We start from the raw sequence: 25,073 nt of genomic DNA on the forward strand, positions 1-25,073 counted from the left end.
CCCGCCGCCCGCGTCCAAGCCCCGGCCCTCCTGGCTGCAGCTTCCGCTGCCCGGCCTGCCACCCAGATACCGGCACGGCCGTCTCAATCTGCGCAGCGACCCGCTCCCAGACGATCCGTGGCTGGCCTGGGGCCTGCACGTCGCGCACGGGCTGGCCGAACTCCACGGCTGGAGCGGCAACGTCGCCCGCGCGGTGAACCGCTCCCTGGTCACGCTGCTGACCGACTACACCGGAGCCGACCCCTTGCGCGCCTCGGTGATCTGGCCCGTCCTGCGCGAACGGACCTCCTGCGCGCCGACCCGGACCATGCACGTGCTGGCGACCATGGGCATCCTGGTCGAAGACCGCCCCACCGCCTTCGACCGCTGGCTCGCCCGCAAACTCCACGGCCTGGCCCCGGCCTTCGCCGAACCCGCCGCCGACTGGGCACGGACCCTGCACGACGGCGGACCCCGCTCCCTGCCCAGAAGCGACGTCACCGCCCGCAACTACCTCGCCGCGGCCCTGCCCGCCCTGCAGCACTGGGCCACCCGCTATGACCACCCGCGAAGTCACCCGCGACGACGTGCTCGACCACGCCGCACCCCTGCAAGGCCGGCAGCGCCAGTACGCGCTCACCACCCTGCGCTCCCTGTTCGCCTGGGCCAAGAAGAACAACTTCGTCTTCCGCGACCCCGCCGCCCGCGTCAAGATCGGCAAGTTCGAACACGGGGTCCTCCAACCCCCTGGAACCCGACGACATCGACCAGACCATCACCGCCGCGACCACCCCCCAGGCACGCCTCTACATCGCACTGGCCGCAGTGCACGCCGCCCGCCACAGCCAGATCCGCGCCCTCGCACTCGACGACGTCGACCTGCCCAACCGACGACTCACCATCGACCGGCGCACCCGCCCCCTGGACGACCTGACCCACCGCCTCCTCACCGACTGGCTCACCCACCGTCACAAGACCTGGCCGGGCACCGCCAACCCCCACCTGCTGACCAGCGCCATCAGCGCCAACGGCACCGCTCCCGTCAGCCACACCTGGCTCAACCGGATCCTGCGCGGCCTGCCCGCGACCCTCGAAGCCCTGCGCATCGACCGACAACTCGACGAAGCCCTCACCAACGGCGCGGACCCACTGCACCTCTCGGTCGTCTTCGGCCTGCACGCCACAACCGCCATCCGCTACGCCGACTCCGCCCGGCAACTCCTGCGACGCCCTCACCAAGACGACCCCCCGCCTTCACCACGAACCTGAGGATCCTCAGGCGGAAAACCCCGCCACCCACCCTCGGGTTCGCCGCGAGAACCCTTCGGTTTTCCTGAACCCGCGGGCATCCGGGCCTTGGTGAACAGGCAAATGTCGGCGTGCACGCTCACCACCGGCGGCAGCGCACCCGAACGGGCCTCGCGCAGCTGAGCCAGCTGCGCCGGATCGGCCTGCACGACCAGCTCCTCACCGGCTACCGGCACCCGTAGCGCGATGACGTGCTGGGGTGTAACCGAACCCGAGACTCTGGGCGTGGCGGATGGTGCGTGGCGCCGGGTCGATGAGGCGTCCGGCCTGGTGGCGGGCGGTGGTGATGACCGCCAGGACGCCACCGGGAGCCGTTAGCAGACCACGCTGCTCTAACCATCATCACCGCGCGTCGCTTCGCAGACGCCGAACAAACGCCTCCCCGACCTGGTACAGCGCATCACCGCCGATCCCGCCTGCCAGACTGCGCGTACCGCCCAGGCCCGAAGCGCCGTGCCCGCGACTGGCTCACCCATCTAGATAAGGGATTTGATCAAAGGGTCAGAGCTGGCGGAGGGCACCGCCGTCAATCGCCCACTCGGCGCCCGTCACCTGGACGGCGAGCGGCGACAGGAGGTAGGCGATGACCCGGGCGACGTCGTCGGCGGTGCCGAGGCGGCCTGTAGGCAGATCGCGCACGGTGCCGATGAAATGGTCGATGGCCTGCTCCACCGGCTTGCCGTACCGCTCGGCGAGCTGTTCGGCGAAGCCGCCCGGCCCGTCCCAGAGCCGCGTGCGGGTCGGGCCGGGCGTGACGATCGTGGAGCGGATCCCGTGCCTGCCGTACTCGCCCGCGAGGGACTTGGACATCGAGAGCAGCGCCGTCTTCGCCGCCGCGTAGTCGACGAGCGTCGCGTTCGGGAAGCGCGCCGCCTCGCTGGCGACGTGCACCAGGCCGCCGCCGCGCGCGAGCAGTTCGGGGATCGCGGCGCGGCTCATCCGGACGGCGGAGAACAGGTTGAGATCGAATGTGGCCCGCCAGTCCTCGTCCGTCACGTCCAGGAAGCCGGACCGCGTCTCCACGCCGCCGGCGTTGTTGACCAGCCCGTCGAGCCGTCCGTAGCGCTCGACTGCGGTGCGGACGATCGTCCGCGCGGCCCCCGGGTCTGTCACGTCGGCGGCGAGGCCGGTGACTCGGTCGCCGAACTCCTCCGGGGCCTTGCGCGCGACGCCCAGCACGCTCGCGCCCTCCTCGGCCAGCACCCGCACGGTGGCCGCGCCGATCCCGGCCGTGGCGCCGGTGACGATGAAGACCTTTTCGGAAAGCCGCAGATCCATCTCGCCTCACCTGGTAGGCGCGCGCGTTGTGGGCGCGGAGTCTTCGGTGACCTTGGCGCGCAGGAGGTGGAGCGCGGCCTCGGACGATGATCCCGGAGCTGCGCTGTACATGAGGATCCGGTGGCCGGAGTCGTCCGGCAGGTGCAGCGCCTCGAATTCGAGCGCCAACTCGCCGACCTCGGGATGGCGGAAGTGCTTGGTGCCCGACGCGCAGGTCGCGACCGGGTGCTTCGACCACAGCGACGCGAACTCCGGGCTGCGCATCGACAGCTCCCCGATCAGCTCGGCCAGGTCACGGTCGTCCTGGAAACGTCCGGCCACCACCCGCAGGGACGCCACCGCACGTGTTGCCTCCTCCTGCCAGCGGACGTACAGGTCGCGGTGGTGGGGGTCCAGGAACAGCATCCGGGTGAGGTTTGGACGCTCGTCCGGACGGTCCGGCGCGTCGGCCGCGTAATGCCCGGCCAGCAGCAGATGCCCGAGGGTGTTCCAGGCGAGCACCTCGGTGCGCCGTCCGAGGACGACCGCGGGGACGTCGCCCATGGCGTCGATGAGCTGCCGCGTCCCGGGCCAGGCCGCCGCCGGACGGGACGAGCGCCGCCGCTTCCGGGGTGCGGGCCTGGCCAGATCGTGCAGGTGCGCCCGCTCGTCGGCGTCCAGGTTCAGCGCCCGCGCGAGGGCGTCGATCACCATCGGCGAGGCGTTGGTGCTGTGCCCCTGCTCCAGCCGCGCGTAGTAGGTGGCGCTGACGCCCGCGAGCTGGGCGAGCTCCTCCCGGCGCAGGCCCGGGACCCGGCGGGCGCCGTAGGAGACGACGCCCGCGTCCTCCGGTTTCAGGGCGGCCCGGCGGCTGCGTAGGAATTCGCCGAGCGGAGTCCGCTGTTCGCTTTCGGCCATGCGTCCAGCCTAGGCACGTGCGCGGCGATCCTTCCTATCCCTGTCAGTGCCAGGAACGCCAGATTCTGGCTGGCGTCCGCAACCGTGCCTAGCGTGGCCCGAGACCGCTCCCGGACAGGAGGAAAGGCCGCATGACCAGCATCGATCAACGAACGGGCACCGAGCGGGACACCGCCGGGATGAGCCGCAGGCAGCGGATCGTCCTGCTCGTCCTGCTCAGTGCGAGTTTCACGCTCGCAGTGGACTTCTCCATTCTCAACGTCGCCCTCCCCGATATCGGTGCGGGAGTCGGCCTCGGCCTGGCGAACCTGCAATGGGTCGCGACCGTGTTCGCGTTGTGCGCAGCCGGATTCACCCTTCTGTTCGGGCGGATCGGCGACCTGTTCGGCCGCCGCCGCGTCTTCCTGGGTGGGATGGCCCTCCTCGGCGTCGCCTCACTGGTGGGCGGACTCGCCGGATCCCCGGAATGGCTGCTGGCCGCGCGGGCGGCGCAGGGCCTCGCCACCGCCGCCGTGACGCCGACCGCCATCTCGTTGCTGACGACCTCGTTCCCGTCCGGCCCGCTGCGGGACCGCGCGCTCGGGCTCAACGGCGCGCTGATGGCAGCCGGGTTCACCACGGGCGCGATCCTCGGCGGCGTGCTGACCGACCAGCTGAGCTGGCGCTGGGCGTTCTTCATCAACGTGCCGGTCGCCGCCGTGGTGCTCGTCGTGACGCCGCTGGTGCTCACGGAGAGCAGGCCGTCCCAGCGGCCGAGGCTGGACGTCCTCGGCGCCCTCACGGTCACGCTCGGGCTGCTGGCGATCGTGTACGGGCTGACCAGGGCGAGCGAGGAGTCCTGGGGCGACTCACAGGTGCTCGCCGCGCTGCTCGGCGGGCTGGTGCTGCTGGCGGCGTTCTGGCTGGTCGAGAGCCGCGTCGCCGCCCCGCTCGTACCGGTGCCGATCCTGCGGCGGCGCAGCATCGCCTGGGGCAACGCCGCCGGGCTGCTCGCGTTCGCGACCGAGACCTCCCTTGTCTTCCTGCTGACCCTCTACATGCAGAAGGTCCTCGGCTTCTCTCCGTTGTCGGCCGGGCTCTCGTTCGCCGTCCTCGGTCTCGGGACGGTACTCGGCGGCATGCTCGCGCCGAAGATCATCGGACGGATCGGCACCAAGCGGACCCTCATGCTCGGCTTCGCCGTGCAGACGGCCGCGACCCTGCCGCTGGTGCTGCTCGGCTCCGGCACCGCATGGATGGCGCTGCTGCTGGTGGCGACCTTCGCGGGCGGCGTCGCGAACCTGGTGGCCATCGTCGGCTTCATGGTCACCGCGACCTCCGGCCTGCCGGACGAGGAGCAGGGCCTCGCTGGCGGGCTCGCGACGATGAGCCAGCAGATCGGCATCACGATGGGCATCCCGATCATGAGCACGATCGTCGCGGCACGCGTGCACGCCCTCGGCGGGACGGAGACCGAGCACACCGTCCTGAGCGGCGTCGGCCTGGCGATATTCGTCAACGCGCTGGTCTGCCTGGGCGCCGGTGTCCTGGTCGCCGTCTTCCTGCGGCGAGCGGGCGCGGAACCCGCGGGCGAGACCGCCTCGGCATGAGCCGCGACGCCGTCGAAGTCGGCTGGGAGCCCGCGGATGTCCCGGCCGGCACGCATACCGTCCCCGTCCGGATCTACCGGCCGGGCCCCGACCGGCGCGGCTGGCTGGTCTGGGCGCCCGGCGGTAGCTGGCAGGCCGGCTCCGTGGAGAGCTGGCACGAGACCGGCGCCGCCCTCGCGCGGTACTCCGAGTGCACCGTCGTGACCGTCGGCTACCGGCTGGCGCCGCGGCACCGACACCCGGCCCAACTGGAGGACGTGCTGACCGTCCTCGACTGGGCCCAAGGGCAAGACGGTGACGCGACGGCGGTGGGTGGCGACAGCGCGGGCGGGACGCTCGCCGCGGCCGCCGCCCTCGTCCGGCGCGACCGCGGCGAGCACCTCGCCGCCCAGGTGCTCGCCTACCCTCCGCTCGACCCGTCCTGCGCCGCGCCGTCGTACACCCGGCTGCCGGGCGCCTTCCCGTCCGCTCCGCACCTGCGGGCGGCCTGGCGGCTGTACCGCGGCGACCCGCGGTCGGACAGGTCGGACGGCGAGCGCCTGTACAGCACTCCACTGGAGGCCGACCGGTTCGACCGGCTCGCCCCGGCCGTGCTGGCCGTCGGCGAGCTCGATCCCGTCATCGACGACGTCACCGCGTACGCCCGGCGGCTGCGCGCGGCGGGAGGCGAGGTGACGCTGCGGACGTTCCCGGGCACGCCGCACGCGGCCGTCCTCGGCGACTCGGCGCCCGCCGGAGGCGGGCCGTCGCTACGCCAGTGGCTCGGCGTCGCCCTGCGTGCGCGAATGGTCCGGCACGCGTCCGGCCCTCCCGGAGGGCCCCCGCCCGCGAAAGGACGAGAATGAGAACCGAGACGACGCATATCGACGCTTTGAAAAGGCATTTCCGCGACCTGCGCGACGGCACCCACGGTGTCGGCGGCGACACGGTCTCTCGCGAGGGCAAGGAACGCCATTTCACGCAGGCGGTCGAACTGCTGGCCCCCTACGCCTTCGAGGTGCTGGACGAGTTCAACGCCGCGCTGCTCTACGGCGAAGGAAGGGTCGACGGCACCGGCCTCCAGCGGACTCCGGACGGCGGGCTGGGCGCCGCCTGGACTCTTTCCTGGTCCGAGCAACGGGAGTCGGGGATCGCACCGATCACGCTGCTGGCCCACTACGGGCGGACGTTCCACCATCCGCACCTGCGGGGCGCGACCGTCAGCGAATGGCCGCTGAACGTCAGCACCGACGAGCAGGCGCTCGCGGAGGCGCCGACGCTGCGCGTCATCGCGACGGCCGACCTGCACAACCTGGTCTTCCAACGGGACTACCGGATCGTTCCGGCCATCGTGCGCGAGGGACCGCTATGACGCCGCAGCTGTCCGTCCTCGACCAGTCGCCCGTGGGCGAGGGGTTCACGCACGCCGACGCGCTGCGGTCGTCCGTCGACCTGGCCCAGGCGGCGGAGGAATGGGGCTTCGTCCGGTACTGGGTGGCCGAGCACCATGGTTCGCCGGGCTTCGCGTCCACCGCTCCCGAGATCATGGCCGCGGTGCTGCTGACGCGGACCACGCGCCTGACAGTCGGGACGGGTGGCGTGCTCCTCCCCCTGTATCCGCCTGCGAAGGTGGCTGAGGTCTTCGGCGTCCTAGCGTCGCTGTACCCGGGCCGGGTCGACCTGGGCCTCGGCCGCGCCGGCGGCCCGGCCGAGGACTATCCCGACCGGGTGCGCGTCCTGCGCCGCATGCTCCGCGCCGACGAGCCCGGCCTGGCCGGTGCGCCCGCCGTGCCGCCGCGGATGTGGCTGCTGGGCGGCGGGCTGACCTCGGCCCGGCTGGCCGGCGAGCTCCGGACGGGCTTCGCCTTCGCGCACTTCCTCAACCCGGGCGCGGCGGCGACCGCCCTTTCGATCTTTCGCCGCGAGCCGGGCGGGGCGGGCAAGCCGGTCGAGCAGGGCGAGTCCGGCGGGGACGTCGATTCGCGAAGCGTGCTGGCGGTTCGCGTCGTCGCGGCGCCGACGGAGGCCGAGGCCGAGGCGCTGGCCCAGAGCGTCCTGCTGTGGCGGTCCCGCAAGGATCTCGGGCGGGACCTGCCGCTCCCCACGCCGGACACCGCCCGCAACCACCGGTGGACGACCCTGGAGGCCGAACGCGCCGCGGTCCGCGGCGGGAGCCTGATCTGGGGGAGTCCCGAGCAGGTCCACGGACGGCTGGTCCGGATCGCGGCGGAGCACGGAGTGGGGGAGATCATGGTGAACACTCTCACCTGCGACCCGGCGGACCGGTTCCGCTCGTACCGGCTGCTGGCCGAGCAGACCGCCGCCCCCACTCCGCCGCTGTCCGAGGTCCCGTCCGAAGCCTCGTCCGAGGCCCCGCCCGAGGCCGCGGCTTCCACCTACCTGCCGCCCTGATCGAGCGGGCCGCCGCTGGAGACCGGCGTCGCCGGGGCGGTCGCCCCGCCGGACCCCGGTTCCGCGGAAGCGCCGACGCGGTCGGGCGCCGCCGGTCGTCCGCGCCCGGCGGCGCGGCGCGTCCCCTTGCGGCTCCGGCTGAAGCGCCGCATCGCCGGCATCTCCACCCCGTGGTGGAGCAGCGCGCCCGCGAGAAGGCACGCCGTGAAAAATCCCGCGATGAGGAGGACGCCGCCCGGGACTCCGTAGGTGGAGCCGTCCATCAGCGACCGCAGGTAGAAGATCGTTACACCCTGCACCAGGTAGAAGCCCAAGGACACGTCGCCCAGCCACACCATCGCCCGGCTGGACAGCCAGGTGCGCCGCCCTCCGGCGTCCGTGATCGCCACGGCCGGGATCAGCACGCCGATGGGCACGATCGTCGCGGCGACGAACGTGTACCGGAACGGCACCACGAAGCCCGCGCCATAGCCCAGCGCCACTAAGGCCAGGGCGAACCGGACGTTCGCCCAGCCCGGCCAGCGTCCGGCGAGCACTATCCGGGCGAGCAGGGCGCCGAGGACGAACTCGAAGAGCCGGGTGGGAGGGAACAGGTAGCCGAACCAGAACTGAAGATCGGAGATCGGGGTGATCGCCGACTTGGGAGTGTCGGGCACCAGAAAGGTCGACACGAGCTGGACGGTGACGGTCCCGGCGACCATGGCGCCCGCCCACCCCCAGAGCGCCCGGTCGCTCATCCTCCGGATCGGCACGATCAGCAGCGGGAACAGCGCGTAGAACAGCAGTTCGCTGCTCAGCGACCAGCTCGGCGGGTTCATGCTGAGGCTGATGCCGGGCTGTGGGAAGAAGCTGTGGATCAGGAAGAGGTTCGGCAGCCACTGGCCGACCGAGGTGATCGCGGCTCCGGCGAAGAGCACCAGGGACGCGGCGAACACCACGAGGTGGCTCGGGAAGAGCTTGGTGGCCCGGCGGCGCCAGAACGCCGTCATCCGCTGCCCGGGCCGGGACGACCATGTCAGCACGAACCCGGACAGGACGAAGAAGAAGGAGACGCCCATATACCCAGTGTTGAGCAATGCCTTCTCGTAAGCATGGGCGACGCCATCGTCGGCGAACGGATTGATCGGCTCGTTCGGCGGGATCGGGGAATTGGACAGCGACGTGTGGAAGAAGAAGACCAGCAGGGCCGCGAAGAACCGGAGCCCGGTCAGGGACGGCAGTTTCGCTGCCCCGATCCCGCGCGCCGTGCCTCCGGCCTGGCCGGTCGGGCCTGTCGATGACATGGGATCGCTCCTAGCCTGCCGGGATCGTCTCATTGCGGTAGATCATGATCTTGGCGGCCTCGGCCACGTAGTAGTTCTGGACGGAATAGGCGATCGTGGCGAAGTCGAGCCGCCCGTCGCCGGTGAAGTCGGCAGTCGCGATACGCGCCACGGACTCGTCCGACACCCGCCATTTGATCCAGACGCCGTTCGTCGCGTCGACGGCCTTGTAGTACATGACGCCCTGCCATGGCCATGGGCCGCGAAGGGCCACGAGGAACTCATCGTCACCGTCACCGTCGAAGTCGGCGCAGACGATCTGATGGCCCGGTCCCTCGCCGTTCTCGTTAGGGTCGCCGTAGACGTCAAGCAAGGTGCGCCGCCATTCACCTTCGGCCTTGGTGTAAACGGCGACGGTGTTGCCGTGGAACGGTTCCAACGCGGCGACATAGGCCATCGGATCCGCGCCGAGGCGTCCGGCGTTGAGGTCGCCGCTGCCCCGGAAGCCGGTCCGCTCGAACTGCGTCCTCTCACCTGTCCCGATCAGCTCGCGGACCCACTCCTGCCGGGACGTGTCGTAGTAGAGCCAGGTAACGCCCTCGTCGGAGGCGAGCAGCAGTGAGTCGAGATCGGAGCCCGGGACGAGGCCCCGCTTCTTCTCCGCTCCGTGGATCATGCGGAAATGGCTGTCGTCGATGGTCGTCATTGGCCATTCGCGGGCCGCACGGACGTCGTTAGGTTGGGTGAACATCACCACCGGCAGGACGGAGTGCACATCCTCCTTCGCCACGATCGGCAGGCCGATGACCTCCAGCCGCTCGGTCTGGGTGAAATGGCCGGCGCGCAGCCTGTGCATTCCGGTGGCTCGTCCCACGTAATGCTGTTTCCAGCGCGTCGTGTCCTTGTCCGGAGCGCCGTTATTCTCCAGCCAGGAGATCTTTCCGCCCGCGGTGTCGGGATCCACGATCGTGCCGATCGGACCGTACAGTTCATAGCAGAAGATGATGTCGGCGACACCGTTCCCGGTGATGTCGGCGAAGTCGGCGCCGACCGGCATCCGGAACTTGTCCGCAGCCAGCCTGCGGGTCCAGTAGCCGTCGTTCTGGTACCAGTAGATCTCGCCGAGGCGGAGACCGTATCCGAACAGATCGGGGCGGCCGTCGCCGTCGATGTCGGGGGCTTCGAGCCAGTACCCGTCACGCAACTGGTCGGCGACCAGTTCGGGGACGAATCGCGGTTTGCGGATCGCGGGAATGCTCATGAGGAATCTCCCGGAGTGGTGGTGCGGTGGTACTCGACGGCCAGCCAAACGCAGTCGGTGTCGGCGTGGTATTGATGCCAGGGATAGTGGAATCCGCCGTCCGGACCGATGCCGCAGAACGGCTGCGGCGTCGTCCATCCCGGACTCATCACGACGTCCTCGTACAGCGTGCTGTGATCCTGCTCCCGGAACTTCTGCATGCGGCCGGTGCCCAGGATCTGGGTGTGGACCTCGATGAAGTCGTGGCGCTTATGGATGAAGCAGTCCGTGCCCGCGGGCGCGAACCAGAGATTGACCTTGACGTCGAACGGTTCGGGCGTGCCCGGTGCGGCGGCCTCTCCCAGCAGGTGGGCGGGATCGAAGGCGATCCGCCCGACGGTGTCCTGGGAGTTCCGCCACAGCGGCGTCTTCGGGTCGAAGGGGCGGCCCCCGGTGACGTCGGTGGCGCCGCCGAGGATGTCGCCGAGCAGCCGCCAGCCCGGCTCGGTGACGATGTCCGCGGGACGCGACGCCGACCCGGACGGAGTCCGCAGGACCACCAGGAGGTCGGCGCCGTCCACCCGCGTCCCGGTCAGCAGGGTCGAGCACAGCGGGTGGATCGGCTTTCGCGGACACTCCCCGGCAAGGACGTCGGTCACCCCCGCGTTGAGGACGATCGAGGGTCCGTCGAGACGCAGGTCACGCGCGTTCGCGAAGACTTCGGCGGTGACCTGCCGCCCGCTAAAGCTCAGGCGGCGGGACGTGTTCACGTCATCATCTCCACGGCGAGATCGGCGGCCGGCCTCTCCGGCGAGAACGGCACGGTGGGCGGACCGTCCCCGAAGTAGTGGGCGAGGGCGTCCACCGTGCGCCGGGTGGCGTGGCCGTCCCCGTACGGGTTGGCCGCTGTGGCCATCCGCCGGTAAGCGTCCCGGTCGTCCAACAGTCGCCGCGTCTCCTCGACGATGCCCGCCCGGGAGGTGCCGACCAGCCGTGCGGTGCCCGCCTCGACGGCTTCGGAGCGTTCCGTCACCTCGCTGATGACGAGGGTCGGCTTGCCGAGCGCGGGGCCCTCCTCCTGCGCGCCGCTGCTGTCCGACAGCAGGATGTCGGCGCGGCCGAGGAGGTGGCAGAAGTTCAGGTAGGGCAGCGGTTCGACGACCGTGATGCTCGGGTGGCGGCCGATCCAGGGCAGCATCGCGCCCCGCACGGCCGGATTGCGGTGGAGCGGCACGACCAGGCGGACGCCGGGATCGTCGGCGATCTCCGCGAACGCCTGGGCGATCTGCGGAAGGCTCGGCCACGAGTCGCGCCGGTGCGCCGACGCGACGACGACACGGCGGGGATCGTCGCGCAGGTCCTCCAGCGCCGGATCGCCGAAGTCGTCCGTCCGGCCCATGGCCCAGTGGAGCGCGTCGATGACCGTGTTCCCCGTGACGACGATCGAGTCCTCGGCGATTCCCTCCTGAATCAGGTTCAACCGGTTCGCGGCGGTGGGAGCTAGGTGGAGCGCGGATATCTGGGCCACGAGACGGCGATTGCCCTCCTCCGGGAAAGGCGAATGGAGAAAGCCGCTGCGCAGGCCCGCCTCGACGTGCACGACGGGTATCTGGTGGTGAAATCCGGCCAAGCCGCCCGCCAGGGTGGTGGCGGTGTCGCCGTGCACGAGGAGTGCCTCCGGCCGGAGCCGCTTCAACTCCTTCTCAAGGCGGCACAGGGAACGGTAGGTTGTCTGCGGGAGCGTCTGTCTCGGCATCATGACAGCCAGGTCGATGTCGGGCTTGATGCAGAACGTTTCAAGGGTGGCGTCCAGCATCTCCCGGTGCTGCCCGGTCGAGATGACGATCGGGTCGAACCGGGGATCCTTCCGCAGCGCCCGTATGGGCAACGCGAGCTTGATGGCCTCGGGCCGGGTGCCGAGGACGACGACGATGGATCGCATGAGTTTCGGTTTCTCCTTTCCCGGAAAAAGCTCAGCCCTTGGCGGGTGCCACCGACAGGGAGTGGCGGAAGAAATTGCCCGGATCCCATTGCCGCTTGATTTGTTGCAGCCGGGGATAGTTGTCCTTGTAGTAGAGGGTGTGCCACGGGATTCCGGAACGGTTGAACCTGGGATCGGCGAGGTCGCTGTCGGCGTAGTTGATGTAGCAGCCGTCGGCGCGCCCGCCGGGCACCGGAACGCCCCGGCTCTCAGCGAAGAAGTCCTGGTAGAGGTCGCGGATCCAGTCGAGGTAGAAGGCGTCGTCCGTCGCGTTGGGCCAGAAGGTCTGGAAGCACATCTTGAAGACGGAGTCGCGCTGCGCGTTGGCGGTGGCGTCCGGCGCGACCGCGTTCACCCGGCCGCCGAAGGAGAACAGCACCAGCATCGTGTCGGGATTGTGGAAGTCGGGGCGCGTCATGAAGCGGTAGAGGGCGTCGATCTGGTGGTCGGTGAAGTTCTGCCGCATGTACCCGGACTTGTGCGCCGCCCGGGACGTGGGGCTGGTGATCGTCGGATTGTTCGTGCCGACCAGGCGGGTCGCCCGCAGCCACGGCATCTCCCGCGGTTCCGCGAGATCGGGCAGGTGGCCGATCTCCCCGGACGGCCCGGCCATGGGCCGCGGCGTCACCCCAACCCCCTCAACGAGCGCGCCGAGGTAGTCGTCCAGCAGGCGGCGAGCTCCCGGGATCGTCGCATCGACCTGGGTGAAGACGCTCAGGCTGCCGTGTGCCTTCGCGTTCACGTTGAACAGGCTGGACAGGTGGCGGTACTTCGAGTCCGGCGCGCTGTTCTTCTCATGCCACGCGCCGAAGTTCTTCAGCAGCCGGGTGAACTGAGCCTTGGACAGGTCCGCCCAGGGCAGGTCGGCAGCGCTGACCAGGACGCGGGACGGCGGTGAGATGAGTTGGTCGCCGGGTTCGCTTCCGAACGCGTTGGGCGAACGGAACCAGTAGCGGGTGACGAGGCCGAAATTGCCGCCCCCTCCTCCGGCGTGCGCCCACCAAAGGTTCCGGTTCGGGTCGCGTGCCTCTTTGGTAGCGACGAACGTCCTGACCTTTCCGTTTCCGTCGATCGTGACGACCTCGACGGCGTACAGGTGGTCCACTACCAGGCCGTGGGCGCGGGAGAGCAGCCCGTAACCGCCGCCCGCGATATGGCCGCCCGCCCCGACGCTGTAGCAGATGCCGCCGGGAATCGTCACGCCCCAGCCCTTGTAGAGGGCCTCGTAGACGTTGAGCAACCGGGCGCCCGGCTCGACGAAGAAGGCCCGCTTCTCCGCGTCGTATCCGACCTCGGTCATCTCGGAGAAATCGAGGATGACCGCCACCTCGGGATTGCACACCAGGTCCGCGAAGCAATGGGCGCCGCTGCGGACGGAGACGCGCTTGCCCGCCCGGTGGGCGTCGTGCAGGGCCCGCTCGGCGTCCCGCGTAGAGCGGATCATCTTGATGTAGTCGGGACGGGAGTCGTACCGCTGGTTGTTGCCCTTGGCCAGTAACGGGTAGCGGGGATCTCCCGGTCCGATGAGGTCGCCGGTGGCGTTCTCGCGGTCGGGCGCGCCCGGGTTCGCGGCGGCCGGGTCCGCGGCGACGACGAGTCCGGTGGCGGCGGCGGTCGCGCCGCCGGCCAGGGCTGCGCTCCGGGACAGCAGGGAGCGCCGGGTCAGGGATCTGCTCGACATGCGTACCTCGCGTGATCGTCGTTTCACCCGGGTCAGACGGCCAGGGTGGTCTCGTCCCGCGACACGGGACGGTGCTTGTCCGGGCGCCGGTCGAGCGCCCCTGACACCAGGGCGACGGCGAGCCCCGTGGCGGCCAGCCCCGCGCCGATCCAGTTCGGCGCGGTGTAGCCCAGCCCGTGGTCGATGGCGGCGCCGCTGAGCGAGGCGCCCATCGCGTTGCCCAGGTTGAAGGCGGCGATGTTGGCCGCCGCCGCCAGGGCCGGAGCGCCCCGAGCCTTCTTGATGACGCGCATCTGCAACGGCGGGACGGTCGCGAAGCCGACCGCGCCGAAGACGCCGATGGTCGCCGCCGCGGCCGCCCTGCTGTGCGCGGTGAACACGAAGGCCCCCAGCACCAGCGCGAGCGAGCCGAGCACGCCGTAGAGCGTGGGCATCAGCGCCCGGTCGGCGGCGCGCCCGCCGACGACGTTCCCGACCGTCAGGCCGACGCCGAACAGGACGAGCAGCCAGGAGACGGCCCCCGGGGAATAACCGGCCAGCTCCGTCATCATCGGCGCCAGGTAGGTGAACGAGGCGAACACGCCGGCGAAGCCGAGCGTGGTCATGGCGAGCGCCAGCCACACCTGCGGATAGCGGAACACCGCCAGCTCGCCGCGCAGATCGGCCTCCGCGTCGCGGCGCTGGTGCGGGACGAGCGCCGCGACGCTCAGCATTCCCACCGCGCCCAGTGCCGCCACCGCCCAGAAAGTGCTGCGCCAGCCGAAATGCTGGCCGAGCAGGGTGCCCAGCGGAACGCCGAGGACATTGGCGACGGTCAGACCGATGAACATCAGGGCGACGGCGCTCGCCTTCCGTCCCGGGCTCACCAGATTCGCCGCGACCACGGAACCGATGCCGAAGAAGGCCCCGTGGCACAGCGACGTGATCAGTCGGCCGGCCAGGAGAATTCCGTAGGTGGGCGCGACGGCGCACACCAGATTGCCCATGATGAACAGGCCCATGAGCGCTATTAGCATGGTCTTGCGAGGCAGCCGGGCTCCCGCGAGCGTCATCAGCGGGGCGCCGACGACCACACCGAGGGCATAGCCGGTTACGAGCATTCCGGCGCTCGGAATGGACACCGACAGGTCGTCCGCGACGTTGGGCAGCAATCCGACGATGACGAACTCGGTGGTGCCGATACTGAAAGCACCAATGGCCAAGGCGAGAAGTGCCAATGGCACGGAGAAGTCACCCCTCCGGGACGGTGAGACTACGGGAGCGAGCGGGAAATGCACAGTGCCAATTAAGGGCGTTGTTCGCCCGATTCGCTTAGAACTCTAACCAGCGCGCGGATCCGGGGGAACAGCGGCGGACGAGCGCGGAGAGAGTTCGGTGGTTCCCAGCCCGCCTTTGCTCGCGGCCGGTTCGATGACCAGCCCGCCTGGCCGATCGGTAAGCCCCTCGCGACCGCCGACTTGCCAAAGTCGCACGGGCTCACACCGTCGCGGCAGCAGACCCGAGTTCCCCGGAGAGGGGAATGCCGGGCAGCCCGGCCGACGGCGACAGCCGCGCGTAGGCGTACGCGGCCGAGGCCAGCGTCATGTGGTGGTGCCAGCCGGGGAACGACCGTCCGGCGAAGTCCAGCAGGCCGAACCGGCCGTCCAGGCAGTCGACGGTCGCCGCGGCGCTGCTGTGCAGCAGGGAGAGTTCGAGCAGCTCGTCCAGCCGGCGGTGGGCCATGTTCGTCATCCACACCGGCGTCGCGCTGCGGTCGCCGAGGTCAGTGCGCTTGAACAGGCGGTACGTCCGGTCGGCGGCGCTTCGGCGCGGCCGGAACACACCGGAGAGGAGGGGCACCTGCCGGAACACGCCGTCGGGGCTGATGACCGTGGCCACGTAGGAGTGCCGCTCCCGGCACTGCCGCAGCAGGCCGGCGGCTGTGAGCCCCGTCTCCCGCCGGAAACGCTGAGAGCCGACGCGGTTCTCGTCCAGCACGGACAGTTCCGGGCGGACGCCGATAACGAAGTCGCGGCCCATTGCCTCTAACTCGGCGACGACCGACCCGACGTCGTCCAGATCGCTGAGGTTGGCGACGATCGGAACGGGCGGCCGCCTACGGCTGGTCACCATGACCGCGCATCCCACCGAGCCCGGCAGCAGCGGCTCGACCTGCTCGGAGGACGATGCGTTATCCAAGACGATCAAGATTCTGCGGGAGGCGAGCAACGAACGGTATAACTTCGCGCGCTGCTCGATCCCCTCCGGGACGTCGCGACTGGAGACCCCGAGCGCGATGAGGAGTTCTTCAAGCGCGTTCTCCGGTCGCATCGGGCGGCCACCCTGGGAATAACCGTTCAAATTGACGTAGAGCTGTCCGTCGGAATAGCGCGCTGGATCGATCCGGACGATGTCGTGGGCGCAGTGCAGCACCGCCGCGGTCTTACCGGCTCCCGGCGGCCCGTCGACGGCCACGACCGCCGCCGCGCCCGGCCCGCTCCGTTCGGTCAGGACGTCGCGCATCCGGCGCAGTTCGTCATGTCGTCCGACGAAACCCGCAGGTGAGGCTGGTAACTGGGCGGGACATCTGGTCCGCCCGACCGACGCGAGCGCGATGAGCGCGCCGTTCGCCTCCAGCACCTCGTCACAACGGGCGACCAGCTCGGCCGAGGGCGGCGTACCGTTCCTGACCTTGCTCAGCCAACTCGGATGGTAGCCCGTGAGCTCGGCCAGCTTCCGCCACGATAACTGGTGTTTCACCAGCAGGCGTTGCAGTTCTTCGATGAACGGCGAGTGCCTGCGATTGGCAGTGAAGGGCATCTGAGCTCCCGGGTGGTCGGCCACCATGCCATATTCATTCAACTGAATCAATGACCAACAGTCACTCGCATATTAGCATCACGGCCGCAAGGGTGGCATGAGGTTTATTGCCGACGACTATCCGGTCGGCAATGTCGAATGATCACGGATCGGGCCTGTCACATAGTTGCTCTGGCGCGACGGTGCGCGGATCCGGGGTGCAAAGGTTTCGCTGAGGGCGGGCAAGCGTTCGGTGATCGGTGATCTGGTGGGCGTCGTCCCAGTGCCACGTGGTCTCCTGCCCACCCTTGGTGACGTTGACTTGCCGAGCGGGGGAGAATCAGGCACCGACCACCCCCACCCAAAGGCATCGACCACAGCAGAAAGGACCAACTCCACTGTTGAGCCTTCTTTCGAACGGCCTCAACCGGCCTGACCGCACCGGCGGGACCGCAGCAGGGTTCCGGCGAGTTCACGCCGCCGACGTGGAGCCGCACACCCTCAACACGTCCGTCGACTCTGACCCGAAATCAGCGAAGGTTGGCCTGATCGCACGCTATCGGTGCAGTCGCGGCGCGGGGATGTCCGCTTACACACCTCTAAAGCAGCTGATCACGATTTTCGTTGGCCTCGGCGCGGAGGGCGTCGATGAACATGTCGGTTGAGGCGTCGCCGTCAACGTTCACCTCGGCGACGTCGGCGGTGTCCTGGCAGATGAGCCAGCAGCCACGGATACCCGGCAGCAGATCTTCCAAGAGATCTCGCGCCGGTCGCGCCGGGTCGAGGGGCGTCGTGCGGATATCGTCGGGCAGGGCCCCATACGTGCCCGGGGAATCGTTGTGCTCGCGAGCAAGTTCGACCGCTTCATCGATTTGTTCGCGGAGCTGGTCCAGATCGGGAACCCGGCCCTCGGCCGCAACCATGGCATCGCGAACCAGACTGGTGACCGCGTCATACGGGCTGCCCCCAGCCGACATCAACTCCAGCACAAGGGTGGGAGTGCGGTGCGGGAGCGCCTCGATGTTGTCCGCCCCCCATCACAATCTCAGTGGGATCTGGACCCGCCTCATCCGAGGTGACATCGGCGGCGGCCTAGAGCCAATGCGCCGCCGCCACAGCGGCGGCAACGGGATCGACATCAGTGAACAAGGCTTCGGCGTTGAACGCGTGATCGTGTAGCAGCTTGTCAGCGGCTTCGACCTTGCGCCTGCCGAAAACCCCGTCCGTACAGGTCAGGCGGAGGTTGCCAGCGAGAAAGCCACAAGATCGCCAACAAGCGAGTGCCCTTGCGGTAGTCCGTCATTTTCAGTCGGATCTGGTCACTCCGCCGACATACGGTCAGGGAGCGGGGAGCGGGACGGCATCATTAGGCGGGCGCCGGGCGGGGTGGGGACGGGCACCGGGTTGCGTGGGATCCCGTACTTGGTTCGCACCGTCGCGGCGAGATATATTCCGTGGCTTTGGAAGCGGCAGACACTCAGGCCAGGCGATTCCCGATAGCGTTGGACCCGTACGCGGGTTGCTCCGCGTACGGGCTAGCCGTCGCTGCAACGTACGATCGTGTGGCTAATGCCCCACGGTGATGCGGTAGATGTCGCTGATCGGGGTGGCGGCGGGCATGTGCAAATGGTTGCGATCGCCCCTCGGACACCACCAGTTACCCCACGGTAGCCATCTGGGTCCGGGTTGAAATTGATCTCAACCCGGACTTCTTCGCGTTCGGGACGATAGACCATCTTTAGTCCCAGCTGCTCGTATAGCTTCTCCTTCTCCATCGGGTCGGCGTCGGGGATGACAGCGCGCAGGTCGTCCACCCGCTGCACCAGGTCGGCGATCTCTTCCGGGGTCAGGTGCGGGCTCCGCCGCCCGCGCGCTTCTCTCAGCTGCGCTTCGGCCGCGGTCTTTTGAGCTTCCGTCTCAGCGACCCATCGCGCGATCGTCACCGAGTTCCGGCGGCCTCCAGTGCGGCACGGTGCCGTTCGAGTTTGGTGTCGCATTCCTTGATCTTGTTCCGTGCCTGCTCTGCTGCCGATTCTGTACTCGTCGAAAGCTGAGCCTGGTTCATGGCCCTGATGGTCTCGGTGATCCGGTGGGGGGCCAGGACACGGCTTAGATGTCATCTCATTTGGCTTGGTGGCGGTAGCCTGCGGCTGTGGAGATGGTCGAGCGGTTGGTGCCCGAGGAGTTGTGGGAGTTGTTTCAGCGGGTGGTGCCGCCGGCTCCGAGGCGGCCGCAGGGCGGTGGGCGGCGTCGGCACGGGGATCGTGAGGTGCTGGCGGCGATCGTCTTTGTGGCGACCACGGGATGTACCTGGCAGCAGTTGCCGCCGGTGTTCGGGCCGTCCGGCCCTACCGCGCACCGGCGTTTCACCGAGTGGACGGCCGCGGGGGTGTGGGCCAAGCTGCACCGGTTGGTGCTGGACGAGTTGGGCGGGCGCGGGGAGTTGGACTGGTCGCGGTGCGCGACCGACTCGGTCAGCGTCCGGGCGAGCAAAGGGGGGAGCTGACGGACCCGAATCCTGTCGATCGCGGCAAGCGTGGGTCGAAGATCCATCTGCTGGTCGATCGTGCCGGACTGCCGCTGTCTGTCGGGATCTCTGCGGCCAACACCCACGACAAGCTGGCGTTGCCGCCACTGGTGCGGGGCATCGCGCCGATCCGCTCCCGCCGCGGCCCGCGCCGGCGCCGCCCGGCCAAACTGCATGGCGACAAGGGCTACGACTTCGCCGATCTGCGGCGCTGGCTGCGCGAACGGGGCATAACACCGCGCATCGCCCGCCGTGGCATCGAGTCCTCCGACCGGCTGGGCCGGCACCGCTGGGTCGTGGAACGCACGGTGTCATGGCTGAGCGGATGCCGCCGCCTGCACCGCCGCTACGAACGCAAGCCCGAGCACTTCCTGGCCTTCGTCGGCATCGCCGCCACCCTGATCTGCCACCGCCGACTCACCAAATGAGATGACGTCTTAGTCCGGTGAGTGTTGCGCTGCGGATCGGCCGCGGACGGGCAAGGAATATGCATGTCATTGAGTGCCCGGGTGATGCGGGTCCTGGTGTGCCCCGGCTAGCCGCTGCGCGAAGATCCAGTTTACGATCGGCGCGGTCTGCGGGTCGGGCTCCAACCGCCGGGCCCGCCGCCCCCGCGGCGTGGGCGCGATTCGGGTGCGGGCCGGCGTCTACCAACCGATATCCGTACGGTGGTCGGCCTCCCAGGTAGCGGGTCTGGGCCGCCATCGTCATGGAGACCGGATCTTGGGCCGGGTGATCTCTCGCTTGGACTGACCCCCTTTCATCCTCGGCTGTCTCGTAGTTCTGTAGAACGGCGACGGCCTTGACGAGGCGGCCGGCCTTGCCGGGGCTGCGGCGGAGCTTGTGGAGTAGTTTCCAGGACTTCAGTTGGGCGTTCGCGCGTTCGCCGGGTCCGCGGAGCCTGGCGTGCGAGCGTTGACCTGCTTCTGCGACTCAGGTTTGTTGCGTCCCTTGTAGGGGGTGATCTTGCACACCGACCGCGGGCCGCAGCCGTGCGGCCCGCACGGCTGCGGCCCGCACGGCTGCGGCCCGCATGGCTGCGGCCTGCCCCGCCCTGGGCCTGGTGCGGTCGATGGACCGGGTCGGCTGCGCACTGGACAACGCCGCCGCCGAGGCGTTCAACTCCACCTTGGGGTCTACTTCGTCCACCGGCACCGCTTCGCCACCCGAGCCGAGGCGCGCATCAAGGTCGCGACCTGGATCGCCGACTTCTACAACACCAGCAGAAGGCACAGCGCCAACGACGGACTCGCCCCTATCACGTTCGAGCATCAGATGGTAGAAGCGCGGAGGGCGTCAACCGCCCAGCTCAGGGCCGAAGTGGCATAACACCGTCTCCACGCTTCGAGGGATTGACTGGCTTCGAATCTCCCCGAATTCGATGGATGATCTTCCTGTCGATCATCTACCCATCAAGATCATTTCCCTCCTGGGAGAGATACTCCCGCCACCCCCACCTTCCGCTTGGTGGCCTTCTCTGGCTCGGCTCACGGCTCGTTCGTTTCCAGGTTGTGGAGGATCTTGGCGGAGAGGTCAGCGAACTGGTCGAGCTCTTCGGGTGTGAGGCGGTCGACGAACAGGCGCCGGACTTCTTGGCCGTGGCGGGGCACGGCTTTTCTGAGCGCGTCGAGTCCTTCTGCGGTGAGCGCGACATGGACGCCGCGCGAGCCGCACCGCTCGCGGGCGATCAGGTTTCGTCGGCTCATCCGGGTGAGCTGGTGGTGCATGCGGCTCTTCTCCCAACCGGCTACCTGGCACAGCTCGTAGAGGCGCATGCGTCTGTCGGGCGATTCGGACAGCAGAGCCAGCACGGTGTAATCGGCGTTGGACAGGCCGCTGGTCGCCTGAAGCTGCTGTTCGAGGCGTGCCCGCAGCAGCTCCACCATCCGGAAGGAGGTCCGCCATGCGCGGAGCTCGCGTTCGGTCAATCCAAGATGCGCCATGGGAACATCCTAAACCCGGAGTTGACACATCAACTTGATCATGTACTGTCTAGTTGACACATCAACTCACTGATCGAGAAGGTGACAGGGCGGTCGATTCCGTCTCCTACGCCATGGCGGGCGGCGGCGCGCCCTCGAACACCTGCGATCACCGCGTTTCGAATGGCCTTTTCCGAAGGAGGAGGAACGTGTCCAGCGGGCAGAACGAAGACGAGCGGCGCAAGAATGTCGCTCCGCGATTTGGACGTCGCGGTTTCCTGAAGACCTCGACAGTGGCCACGGCGGCGGGCGGCGTGGGCCTGGTCGCGGCCTCTCCGGCCACCGCGCAGGACCGTGACCAGGCGCCGCCGAGGGACAGCGGCACCCGCGGACGCCGCTACGTCGTCCGGGGCGGGGCGGTGATGTCGATGGACCCGAAAGTGGGCGACTTCGAGGTCGCCGACGTCCTGGTCGAGGGCAAGAAGATCGTCGCGGTCGGACGTGACCTGCGGGCCTCCGGCGCGGACGTGATCGACGCGCGCGGCCGCATCGTCATGCCGGGTTTCGTCGACACGCACCACCATCTGTTCGAGACGGCGGAGCGCGCGTTTCTGGCCAATGGCCTGCTCCTCGACGACCGCTCAGGCTCACCGAGCGCGAACCCGAACTACGGCAAGCACATTCTCGACGGGTTCCGGCTGGTGTACCGGCCGCAGGACGTGTACATCAATGACCTTTTCGCGGGACTTTCCCAGCTTGACGCGGGCGTCACCACGGTGCTGGACGTATCGCAGATTCACCATTCCCCGGAGCACACCGACGCGGCGATCCAGGCGCTGATCGACACCGGGCGGCGCGCCGCGTTCGGCTATTTCGAGGGTGACGGCCGCGCCACAGCCCGGTATCCGGAGGACGCCCGCCGCATCAGGGACCGCTGGTTCTCCTCGGACGACCAACTGGTGAGCATGGTCATGGGCGGCGAACTCCACCTCGGCAGGAATGTGTACACCCGGTCCTGGGCGATCGCCCGCGAGTTGGACATCAAGATCGCGGCGCACTCGGTCGGGTCGTGGGGGATGCTGCCGGTCTTCGAGGACCTCGCCCAGGGGACCGCCGGGGTCCGGGTGGGGCCGGACAACCTGTTCTTTCACATGACCGGGATGTCCGACCGGGTCTGGAAACGGTTTCGGGACTCCGGCGCGCAGGTCTCGCTCGCCTTCCCGATCGAGATGGTCATGCGGCACGGCACCCCGCCGATCCTCAAGATGCAGGAGCTCGGCATGGAGCCCTCGCTGAGCTCCGACGTCGAGACGACGATGGCCGCTGACCCGTTCACGCTGATGCGCTCCGCCATGATCATGCAGCGTATGGTCGTCAACCAGATCGTCCTGGACCAGGGCGACCCTGTGCCGCCCAACAACTGGCCCACGCCGGCCGAGGGAACGCCGGAGCTCCTCACCGTCCGCGACGTGCTGCGCTACGGGACCGTCAACGGTGCAAAACACCTCGGGCTCGCCGGTAAGACGGGCACGCTCACGCCCGGCCAGGAGGCCGACATCGTCGTGCTCGACGCCACCGCGCTCAACGTGGCCCCGCTCAACAGCGTGCCCGGAGCGGTCGTCACGCTGATGGACCGCACGAACGTCGAGACGGTGATCGTCGCCGGCAAGGTTCGCAAGTGGCGAGGGCGCCTGCTCGACGCCGACCTCGGCCGCCTGCGACGCGAACTCGAAGCGTCACGCGACTACCTCTTCAAGGCGGCAGGCATACGGCAGGACCTTTTCGCATACAGCTAAAGGTCTGGATGGTGCAGATGCTGCCGGTCGCGATGGCGGAGATGAAGGCGGCCGGCAGCATGGGCGCCGATGTCGGTTTGTACGACGCCGCTGAATGAGGCGTGCCGATCAGGGCTCGTGATTGGGATGGACGTTGTCCCAGGCCCAGGTGGCGATGCCACACAGTTGCGGACGGACAGCTTGCGCTGGATGGCGGCCAGATGGTTCTTGACGGTGGTCCAGAGCGTCCTGGCCGAGCTCAAGTTCCAGGACGCGCAGGTGCGCATCGAGCGCTACACCAGCCGGACCGACACCGGCACCGCGACGACCGCGCCGCAGGAGATGTCCATCGAGAGGACGGACGCCCGGTCGGCACGGCGGTGGTCGAGCCCGGCCAGACGCTCCTGGACGCAGGACTGGCGGCGGGACTACTGATGCCCTATTCCTGCACCGTCGGCAACGACGGCTACGTACTGACCTGCGCGAGCTGCCCGCTGTCGGAAGTCACCCTCGACATCACCGGTACAGGGTGACCTTGCTCAGTCCCGGCGCGAAGGCACATTGGTGCGTGCCGCGCCCCGGCCCGCCGGCCTGCGGGCGCTGGACACTGCCGGGTTCACCCACCTGATCCCGGACACCGGGGGCTCACCTAACGACATAGGTGAAGCCCTAACCATCTGGGCTAACCCCGCGAAACCGCAACCTACGCACACAGTTCGCGGCCTGTCGGAACCCGCGACCACGAACGCACGGCCCCAGCGGAATCGCCGTCTACCTGCGACAAAGCGTCAGCTGGTGGCTGGTGACAGCTCCCCTACCGACAGGCCGTATTCCGGTGGCACCCGTTCAGGCGGTCCATTCGTAGTCGTCGGCGTCGTCGAGGAACACGGGGCGGTCGTCGGCGTGCGAGAGTTCTTCCAGGTCGATCTCGTCTGCGGGCGAGTGTTCGCGGTCCTGCGGCGTCATTGGCTTGCTCCCCTCGTTCGGCGTCCCGGCGTGGTCGATGCTCTCAGCGGGGTGGGCGCGGGGCTGCCCCATCAGAGCCCCCCGGTAGCACTGACGACGTTTTGCCAAATATAGCCGCGACCTGCGGTGATGTCGGGGTTTGGGGCACGAGGTGCCGGAGTGCAGAGGTCCGTCCATGGAGGACGGCAATCTGGTGGCGGCGAAGTCGCCCGAGTCAACCGGCCTTCAGTATCGCGACGGCGACACTCAACAAGATCAATCCAAAGACCACTAGGTACAACGCCTGCGAGGTCGTGAACCGTCGCATGTCCACCTTGACCTTCTCCGGATTGTCCGCCAGGTACACCACAGGCACCTCCCGCCCCGTCGGCAGCTCATACCCCTTACCGCCCACGCCGGGCTGGAACGTCACAGTGTGTCCATGTTGGTCGGTGAAGGAGATGACGGGCTTCCAGTAGTGTCCCGAGTCGGTGCTCTCGCGCGTCTGGTCGACCACGAGGCCGCTGGTGCGTATCCCGTGCTGTCGTAGTCGGCGAACCAGTATGGCGTTGTGCAGTCCGATCAGGAGAACCACCGTCCCGCTCATCGCGCACACAACGAAACCCAAGCCCATGTCGTTGCATCCTCCGTCTCGGCGGCTCTTCGTTCTCTGGAAATTAGGACGCACCTCACCCGGAGGGAGTTGCGACGCAACCAGCAACACCTGGGCCTCGCCTCAGCGTCCCAACTCAGCCTCTGCTGGGCAGGCGGCAGAGGCCCATTGACCTAATGCGGACCGTTGGGCAAGGTCGGGCCCGCACAGAGACAGGCCCCTCCACCATCGGCCCCGGCCGGATCCTTACCGCCGGTGCATCCAAGGCCCCCAGGACAACCCCGGCCCCACGGGACGGCCGCGCAGACCCATCACCTGTTGTTCCCGACAGGCCACGTTCTGTTCAAGCTCATGGGTGGCGAAATGTCCGCGGTGGCCGGGCGGCATCGAGTAAGAAGATGGGGACGCGTGGTGTGCGCGAGTCCACGAGGGCGGCATTCCATTCGCAGGATTCGGCGAGAGGAATACTACGTCGCCGGAGTATTGCTCCCTGGCAATGGCGCGAAGACCATATAAGACGTCATCTCATTTGGCGGGTTGGCGGTAGCCTGCCGTTCGTGGAGATGGTCGAGCGGTTGGTACCCGCAGAGTTGTGGGAGCTATTTCAGCGGGTGATGCCGCCTACTCCGAGACGGCCGCAGGGTGGCGGCCGGCGCCGATACGGGGACCGTGAAGTGCTGGCCGCGATCATTTTCGTGGCGACCACCGGCTGCACCTGGCAGCAACTGCCGCCGGTGTTCGGTCCACCCGGTCCCACCGTGCACCGCCGCTTCACCCAGTGAGGTCTTTCCAACCTCAGTTGGCGTGATGGTGCAGGGCGAGGATCGCCTGGACGATCGCGGTCAGGCGGCTTGGTGAGCAGCGAGCCTTCCGCAGGATGCACCAGCTCTTGAGGGTGGCGGCGCCC

24 protein-coding genes and 2 pseudogenes are annotated in these 25,073 nt (G+C 68.7%); 10 read left to right on the forward strand and 16 right to left on the reverse strand.

Features of this window, described 5'->3' with window-relative positions:
* Positions 1 to 804 precede the first annotated feature (804 nt).
* Positions 805 to 1,248, forward strand: a complete 444-nt coding sequence (locus E1298_RS21545) for a site-specific integrase (RefSeq protein WP_131896022.1) — start codon at positions 805 to 807, stop codon at positions 1,246 to 1,248.
* A gap of 540 nt (positions 1,249 to 1,788) precedes the next feature.
* Here the strand turns inward: E1298_RS21545 and E1298_RS21550 are convergent.
* Positions 1,789 to 2,565: an SDR family NAD(P)-dependent oxidoreductase gene (locus E1298_RS21550; RefSeq protein ID WP_131896024.1), complete on the reverse strand. Its 777-nt coding sequence runs from the start codon at positions 2,563 to 2,565 to the stop codon at positions 1,789 to 1,791.
* 6 nt (positions 2,566 to 2,571) lie between these two features.
* A complete protein-coding gene (locus E1298_RS21555) occupies positions 2,572 to 3,462 on the reverse strand; it encodes a helix-turn-helix domain-containing protein (RefSeq protein ID WP_131896026.1) in 891 nt (296 codons plus the stop codon).
* A gap of 131 nt (positions 3,463 to 3,593) precedes the next feature.
* Here E1298_RS21555 and E1298_RS21560 point away from each other — a divergent pair, with 131 nt between their 5' ends.
* From E1298_RS21560 to E1298_RS21575, 4 genes are read left to right on the forward strand one after another with little or no spacing between them, the layout of a single operon-like run.
* Positions 3,594 to 5,051 carry an MFS transporter gene (locus tag E1298_RS21560; protein WP_207944768.1) on the forward strand — a complete coding sequence of 486 codons (1,458 nt, stop codon included), beginning with the start codon at positions 3,594 to 3,596 and terminating at the stop codon, positions 5,049 to 5,051.
* Positions 5,048 to 5,896: an alpha/beta hydrolase fold domain-containing protein gene (locus tag E1298_RS21565; protein WP_131896028.1), complete on the forward strand. Its 849-nt coding sequence runs from the start codon at positions 5,048 to 5,050 to the stop codon at positions 5,894 to 5,896. Before E1298_RS21560 ends, E1298_RS21565 begins: the two co-directional genes overlap by 4 nt.
* On the forward strand, positions 5,893 to 6,402 hold the full coding sequence (locus E1298_RS21570; RefSeq protein WP_131896030.1) for a hypothetical protein: 510 nt from the start codon (positions 5,893 to 5,895) through the stop codon (positions 6,400 to 6,402). The genes E1298_RS21565 and E1298_RS21570 overlap by 4 nt, the downstream gene beginning before the upstream one ends.
* Positions 6,399 to 7,442, forward strand: a complete 1,044-nt coding sequence (locus E1298_RS21575; RefSeq protein WP_131896032.1) for an MsnO8 family LLM class oxidoreductase — start codon at positions 6,399 to 6,401, stop codon at positions 7,440 to 7,442. Before E1298_RS21570 ends, E1298_RS21575 begins: the two co-directional genes overlap by 4 nt.
* Here E1298_RS21575 and E1298_RS21580 read toward each other — a convergent pair.
* From E1298_RS21580 to E1298_RS21615, 8 genes are all read right to left on the reverse strand, one after another.
* Positions 7,427 to 8,725, reverse strand: coding sequence for an acyltransferase family protein (locus tag E1298_RS21580; protein ID WP_131896034.1), 1,299 nt, complete (start codon positions 8,723 to 8,725; stop codon positions 7,427 to 7,429). The two genes, E1298_RS21575 and E1298_RS21580, sit on opposite strands and share 16 nt — an antisense overlap.
* A 10-nt stretch (positions 8,726 to 8,735) precedes the next feature.
* Positions 8,736 to 9,965: an FG-GAP repeat domain-containing protein gene (locus tag E1298_RS21585; protein ID WP_131896036.1), complete on the reverse strand. Its 1,230-nt coding sequence runs from the start codon at positions 9,963 to 9,965 to the stop codon at positions 8,736 to 8,738.
* A complete protein-coding gene (locus E1298_RS21590) occupies positions 9,962 to 10,714 on the reverse strand; it encodes a hypothetical protein (protein WP_131896038.1) in 753 nt (250 codons plus the stop codon). Before E1298_RS21590 ends, E1298_RS21585 begins: the two co-directional genes overlap by 4 nt.
* Positions 10,711 to 11,886, reverse strand: a complete 1,176-nt coding sequence (gene wecB, locus E1298_RS21595) for a non-hydrolyzing UDP-N-acetylglucosamine 2-epimerase (protein ID WP_131896040.1) — start codon at positions 11,884 to 11,886, stop codon at positions 10,711 to 10,713. The genes E1298_RS21590 and wecB overlap by 4 nt, the downstream gene beginning before the upstream one ends.
* Positions 11,887 to 11,917: 31 nt before the next feature.
* Positions 11,918 to 13,606: an FAD-binding oxidoreductase gene (locus tag E1298_RS21600; protein WP_131896042.1), complete on the reverse strand. Its 1,689-nt coding sequence runs from the start codon at positions 13,604 to 13,606 to the stop codon at positions 11,918 to 11,920.
* A 32-nt stretch (positions 13,607 to 13,638) separates the two neighbouring features.
* Positions 13,639 to 14,829, reverse strand: coding sequence for an MFS transporter (locus E1298_RS21605; protein ID WP_131896044.1), 1,191 nt, complete (start codon positions 14,827 to 14,829; stop codon positions 13,639 to 13,641).
* Positions 14,830 to 15,082: 253 nt separating this feature from the next.
* On the reverse strand, positions 15,083 to 16,432 hold the full coding sequence (locus E1298_RS21610) for an XRE family transcriptional regulator (protein ID WP_131896046.1): 1,350 nt from the start codon (positions 16,430 to 16,432) through the stop codon (positions 15,083 to 15,085).
* A gap of 551 nt (positions 16,433 to 16,983) precedes the next feature.
* Positions 16,984 to 17,373, reverse strand: coding sequence for a hypothetical protein (locus tag E1298_RS21615; protein ID WP_131896048.1), 390 nt, complete (start codon positions 17,371 to 17,373; stop codon positions 16,984 to 16,986).
* Positions 17,374 to 17,404: 31 nt separating this feature from the next.
* On the opposite strand from E1298_RS21615, the gene E1298_RS48275 reads away from it, so the two are divergent.
* A complete protein-coding gene (locus E1298_RS48275) occupies positions 17,405 to 17,563 on the forward strand; it encodes a hypothetical protein (protein ID WP_165975588.1) in 159 nt (52 codons plus the stop codon).
* Positions 17,564 to 17,919: 356 nt separating this feature from the next.
* Here the strand turns inward: E1298_RS48275 and E1298_RS21620 are convergent, their stop codons facing one another.
* Complete coding sequence (locus E1298_RS21620) at positions 17,920 to 18,327, reverse strand: hypothetical protein (protein ID WP_131896050.1); 408 nt, start codon at positions 18,325 to 18,327, stop codon at positions 17,920 to 17,922.
* Positions 18,324 to 18,449 (reverse strand): hypothetical protein, encoded by a 126-nt coding sequence (locus E1298_RS51235; protein ID WP_279498923.1) that lies wholly within the window; start codon positions 18,447 to 18,449, stop codon positions 18,324 to 18,326. The genes E1298_RS21620 and E1298_RS51235 overlap by 4 nt, the downstream gene beginning before the upstream one ends.
* A gap of 93 nt (positions 18,450 to 18,542) precedes the next feature.
* Here E1298_RS51235 and E1298_RS21625 point away from each other — a divergent pair.
* Positions 18,543 to 19,339 (forward strand): IS5 family transposase gene (locus tag E1298_RS21625; RefSeq protein ID WP_243725717.1). Its coding sequence is split into 2 segments (ribosomal slippage): positions 18,543 to 18,885 and positions 18,885 to 19,339, totalling 798 coding nucleotides; the frame shifts between segments, so codons are not numbered across the junction.
* 346 nt (positions 19,340 to 19,685) lie between these two features.
* Here the strand turns inward: E1298_RS21625 and E1298_RS21630 are convergent.
* Both E1298_RS21630 and E1298_RS21635 read right to left on the reverse strand, forming a co-directional pair.
* Positions 19,686 to 19,912 (reverse strand): annotated as a pseudogene (locus E1298_RS21630) (transposase family protein); the annotation flags it as partial.
* 486 nt (positions 19,913 to 20,398) lie between these two features.
* Entirely contained in the window at positions 20,399 to 20,854 is a 456-nt protein-coding gene (locus E1298_RS21635) for a MarR family winged helix-turn-helix transcriptional regulator (protein ID WP_207944769.1), read from the reverse strand.
* A gap of 188 nt (positions 20,855 to 21,042) precedes the next feature.
* On the opposite strand from E1298_RS21635, the gene E1298_RS21640 reads away from it, so the two are divergent.
* A complete protein-coding gene (locus E1298_RS21640) occupies positions 21,043 to 22,629 on the forward strand; it encodes an amidohydrolase family protein (RefSeq protein WP_207944770.1) in 1,587 nt (528 codons plus the stop codon).
* Positions 22,630 to 22,818: 189 nt separating this feature from the next.
* Positions 22,819 to 23,043 (forward strand): hypothetical protein, encoded by a 225-nt coding sequence (locus tag E1298_RS49595; protein ID WP_207944771.1) that lies wholly within the window; start codon positions 22,819 to 22,821, stop codon positions 23,041 to 23,043.
* 411 nt (positions 23,044 to 23,454) lie between these two features.
* On the opposite strand, the gene E1298_RS21650 is transcribed toward E1298_RS49595, so the two are convergent.
* Positions 23,455 to 23,646 (reverse strand): hypothetical protein, encoded by a 192-nt coding sequence (locus E1298_RS21650; protein WP_131896052.1) that lies wholly within the window; start codon positions 23,644 to 23,646, stop codon positions 23,455 to 23,457.
* A 142-nt stretch (positions 23,647 to 23,788) separates the two neighbouring features.
* A complete protein-coding gene (locus tag E1298_RS21655; protein WP_131896054.1) occupies positions 23,789 to 24,187 on the reverse strand; it encodes a DUF3592 domain-containing protein in 399 nt (132 codons plus the stop codon).
* 536 nt (positions 24,188 to 24,723) lie between these two features.
* Here E1298_RS21655 and E1298_RS21660 point away from each other — a divergent pair.
* Positions 24,724 to 24,945: pseudogene (locus tag E1298_RS21660) on the forward strand (transposase); the annotation flags it as partial.
* Positions 24,946 to 25,073 lie beyond the last annotated feature (128 nt).

Origin of the sequence: Actinomadura rubrisoli, from assembly GCF_004349215.1 — a bacterium.
Lineage (GTDB): Bacteria > Actinomycetota > Actinomycetes > Streptosporangiales > Streptosporangiaceae > Spirillospora > Spirillospora rubrisoli.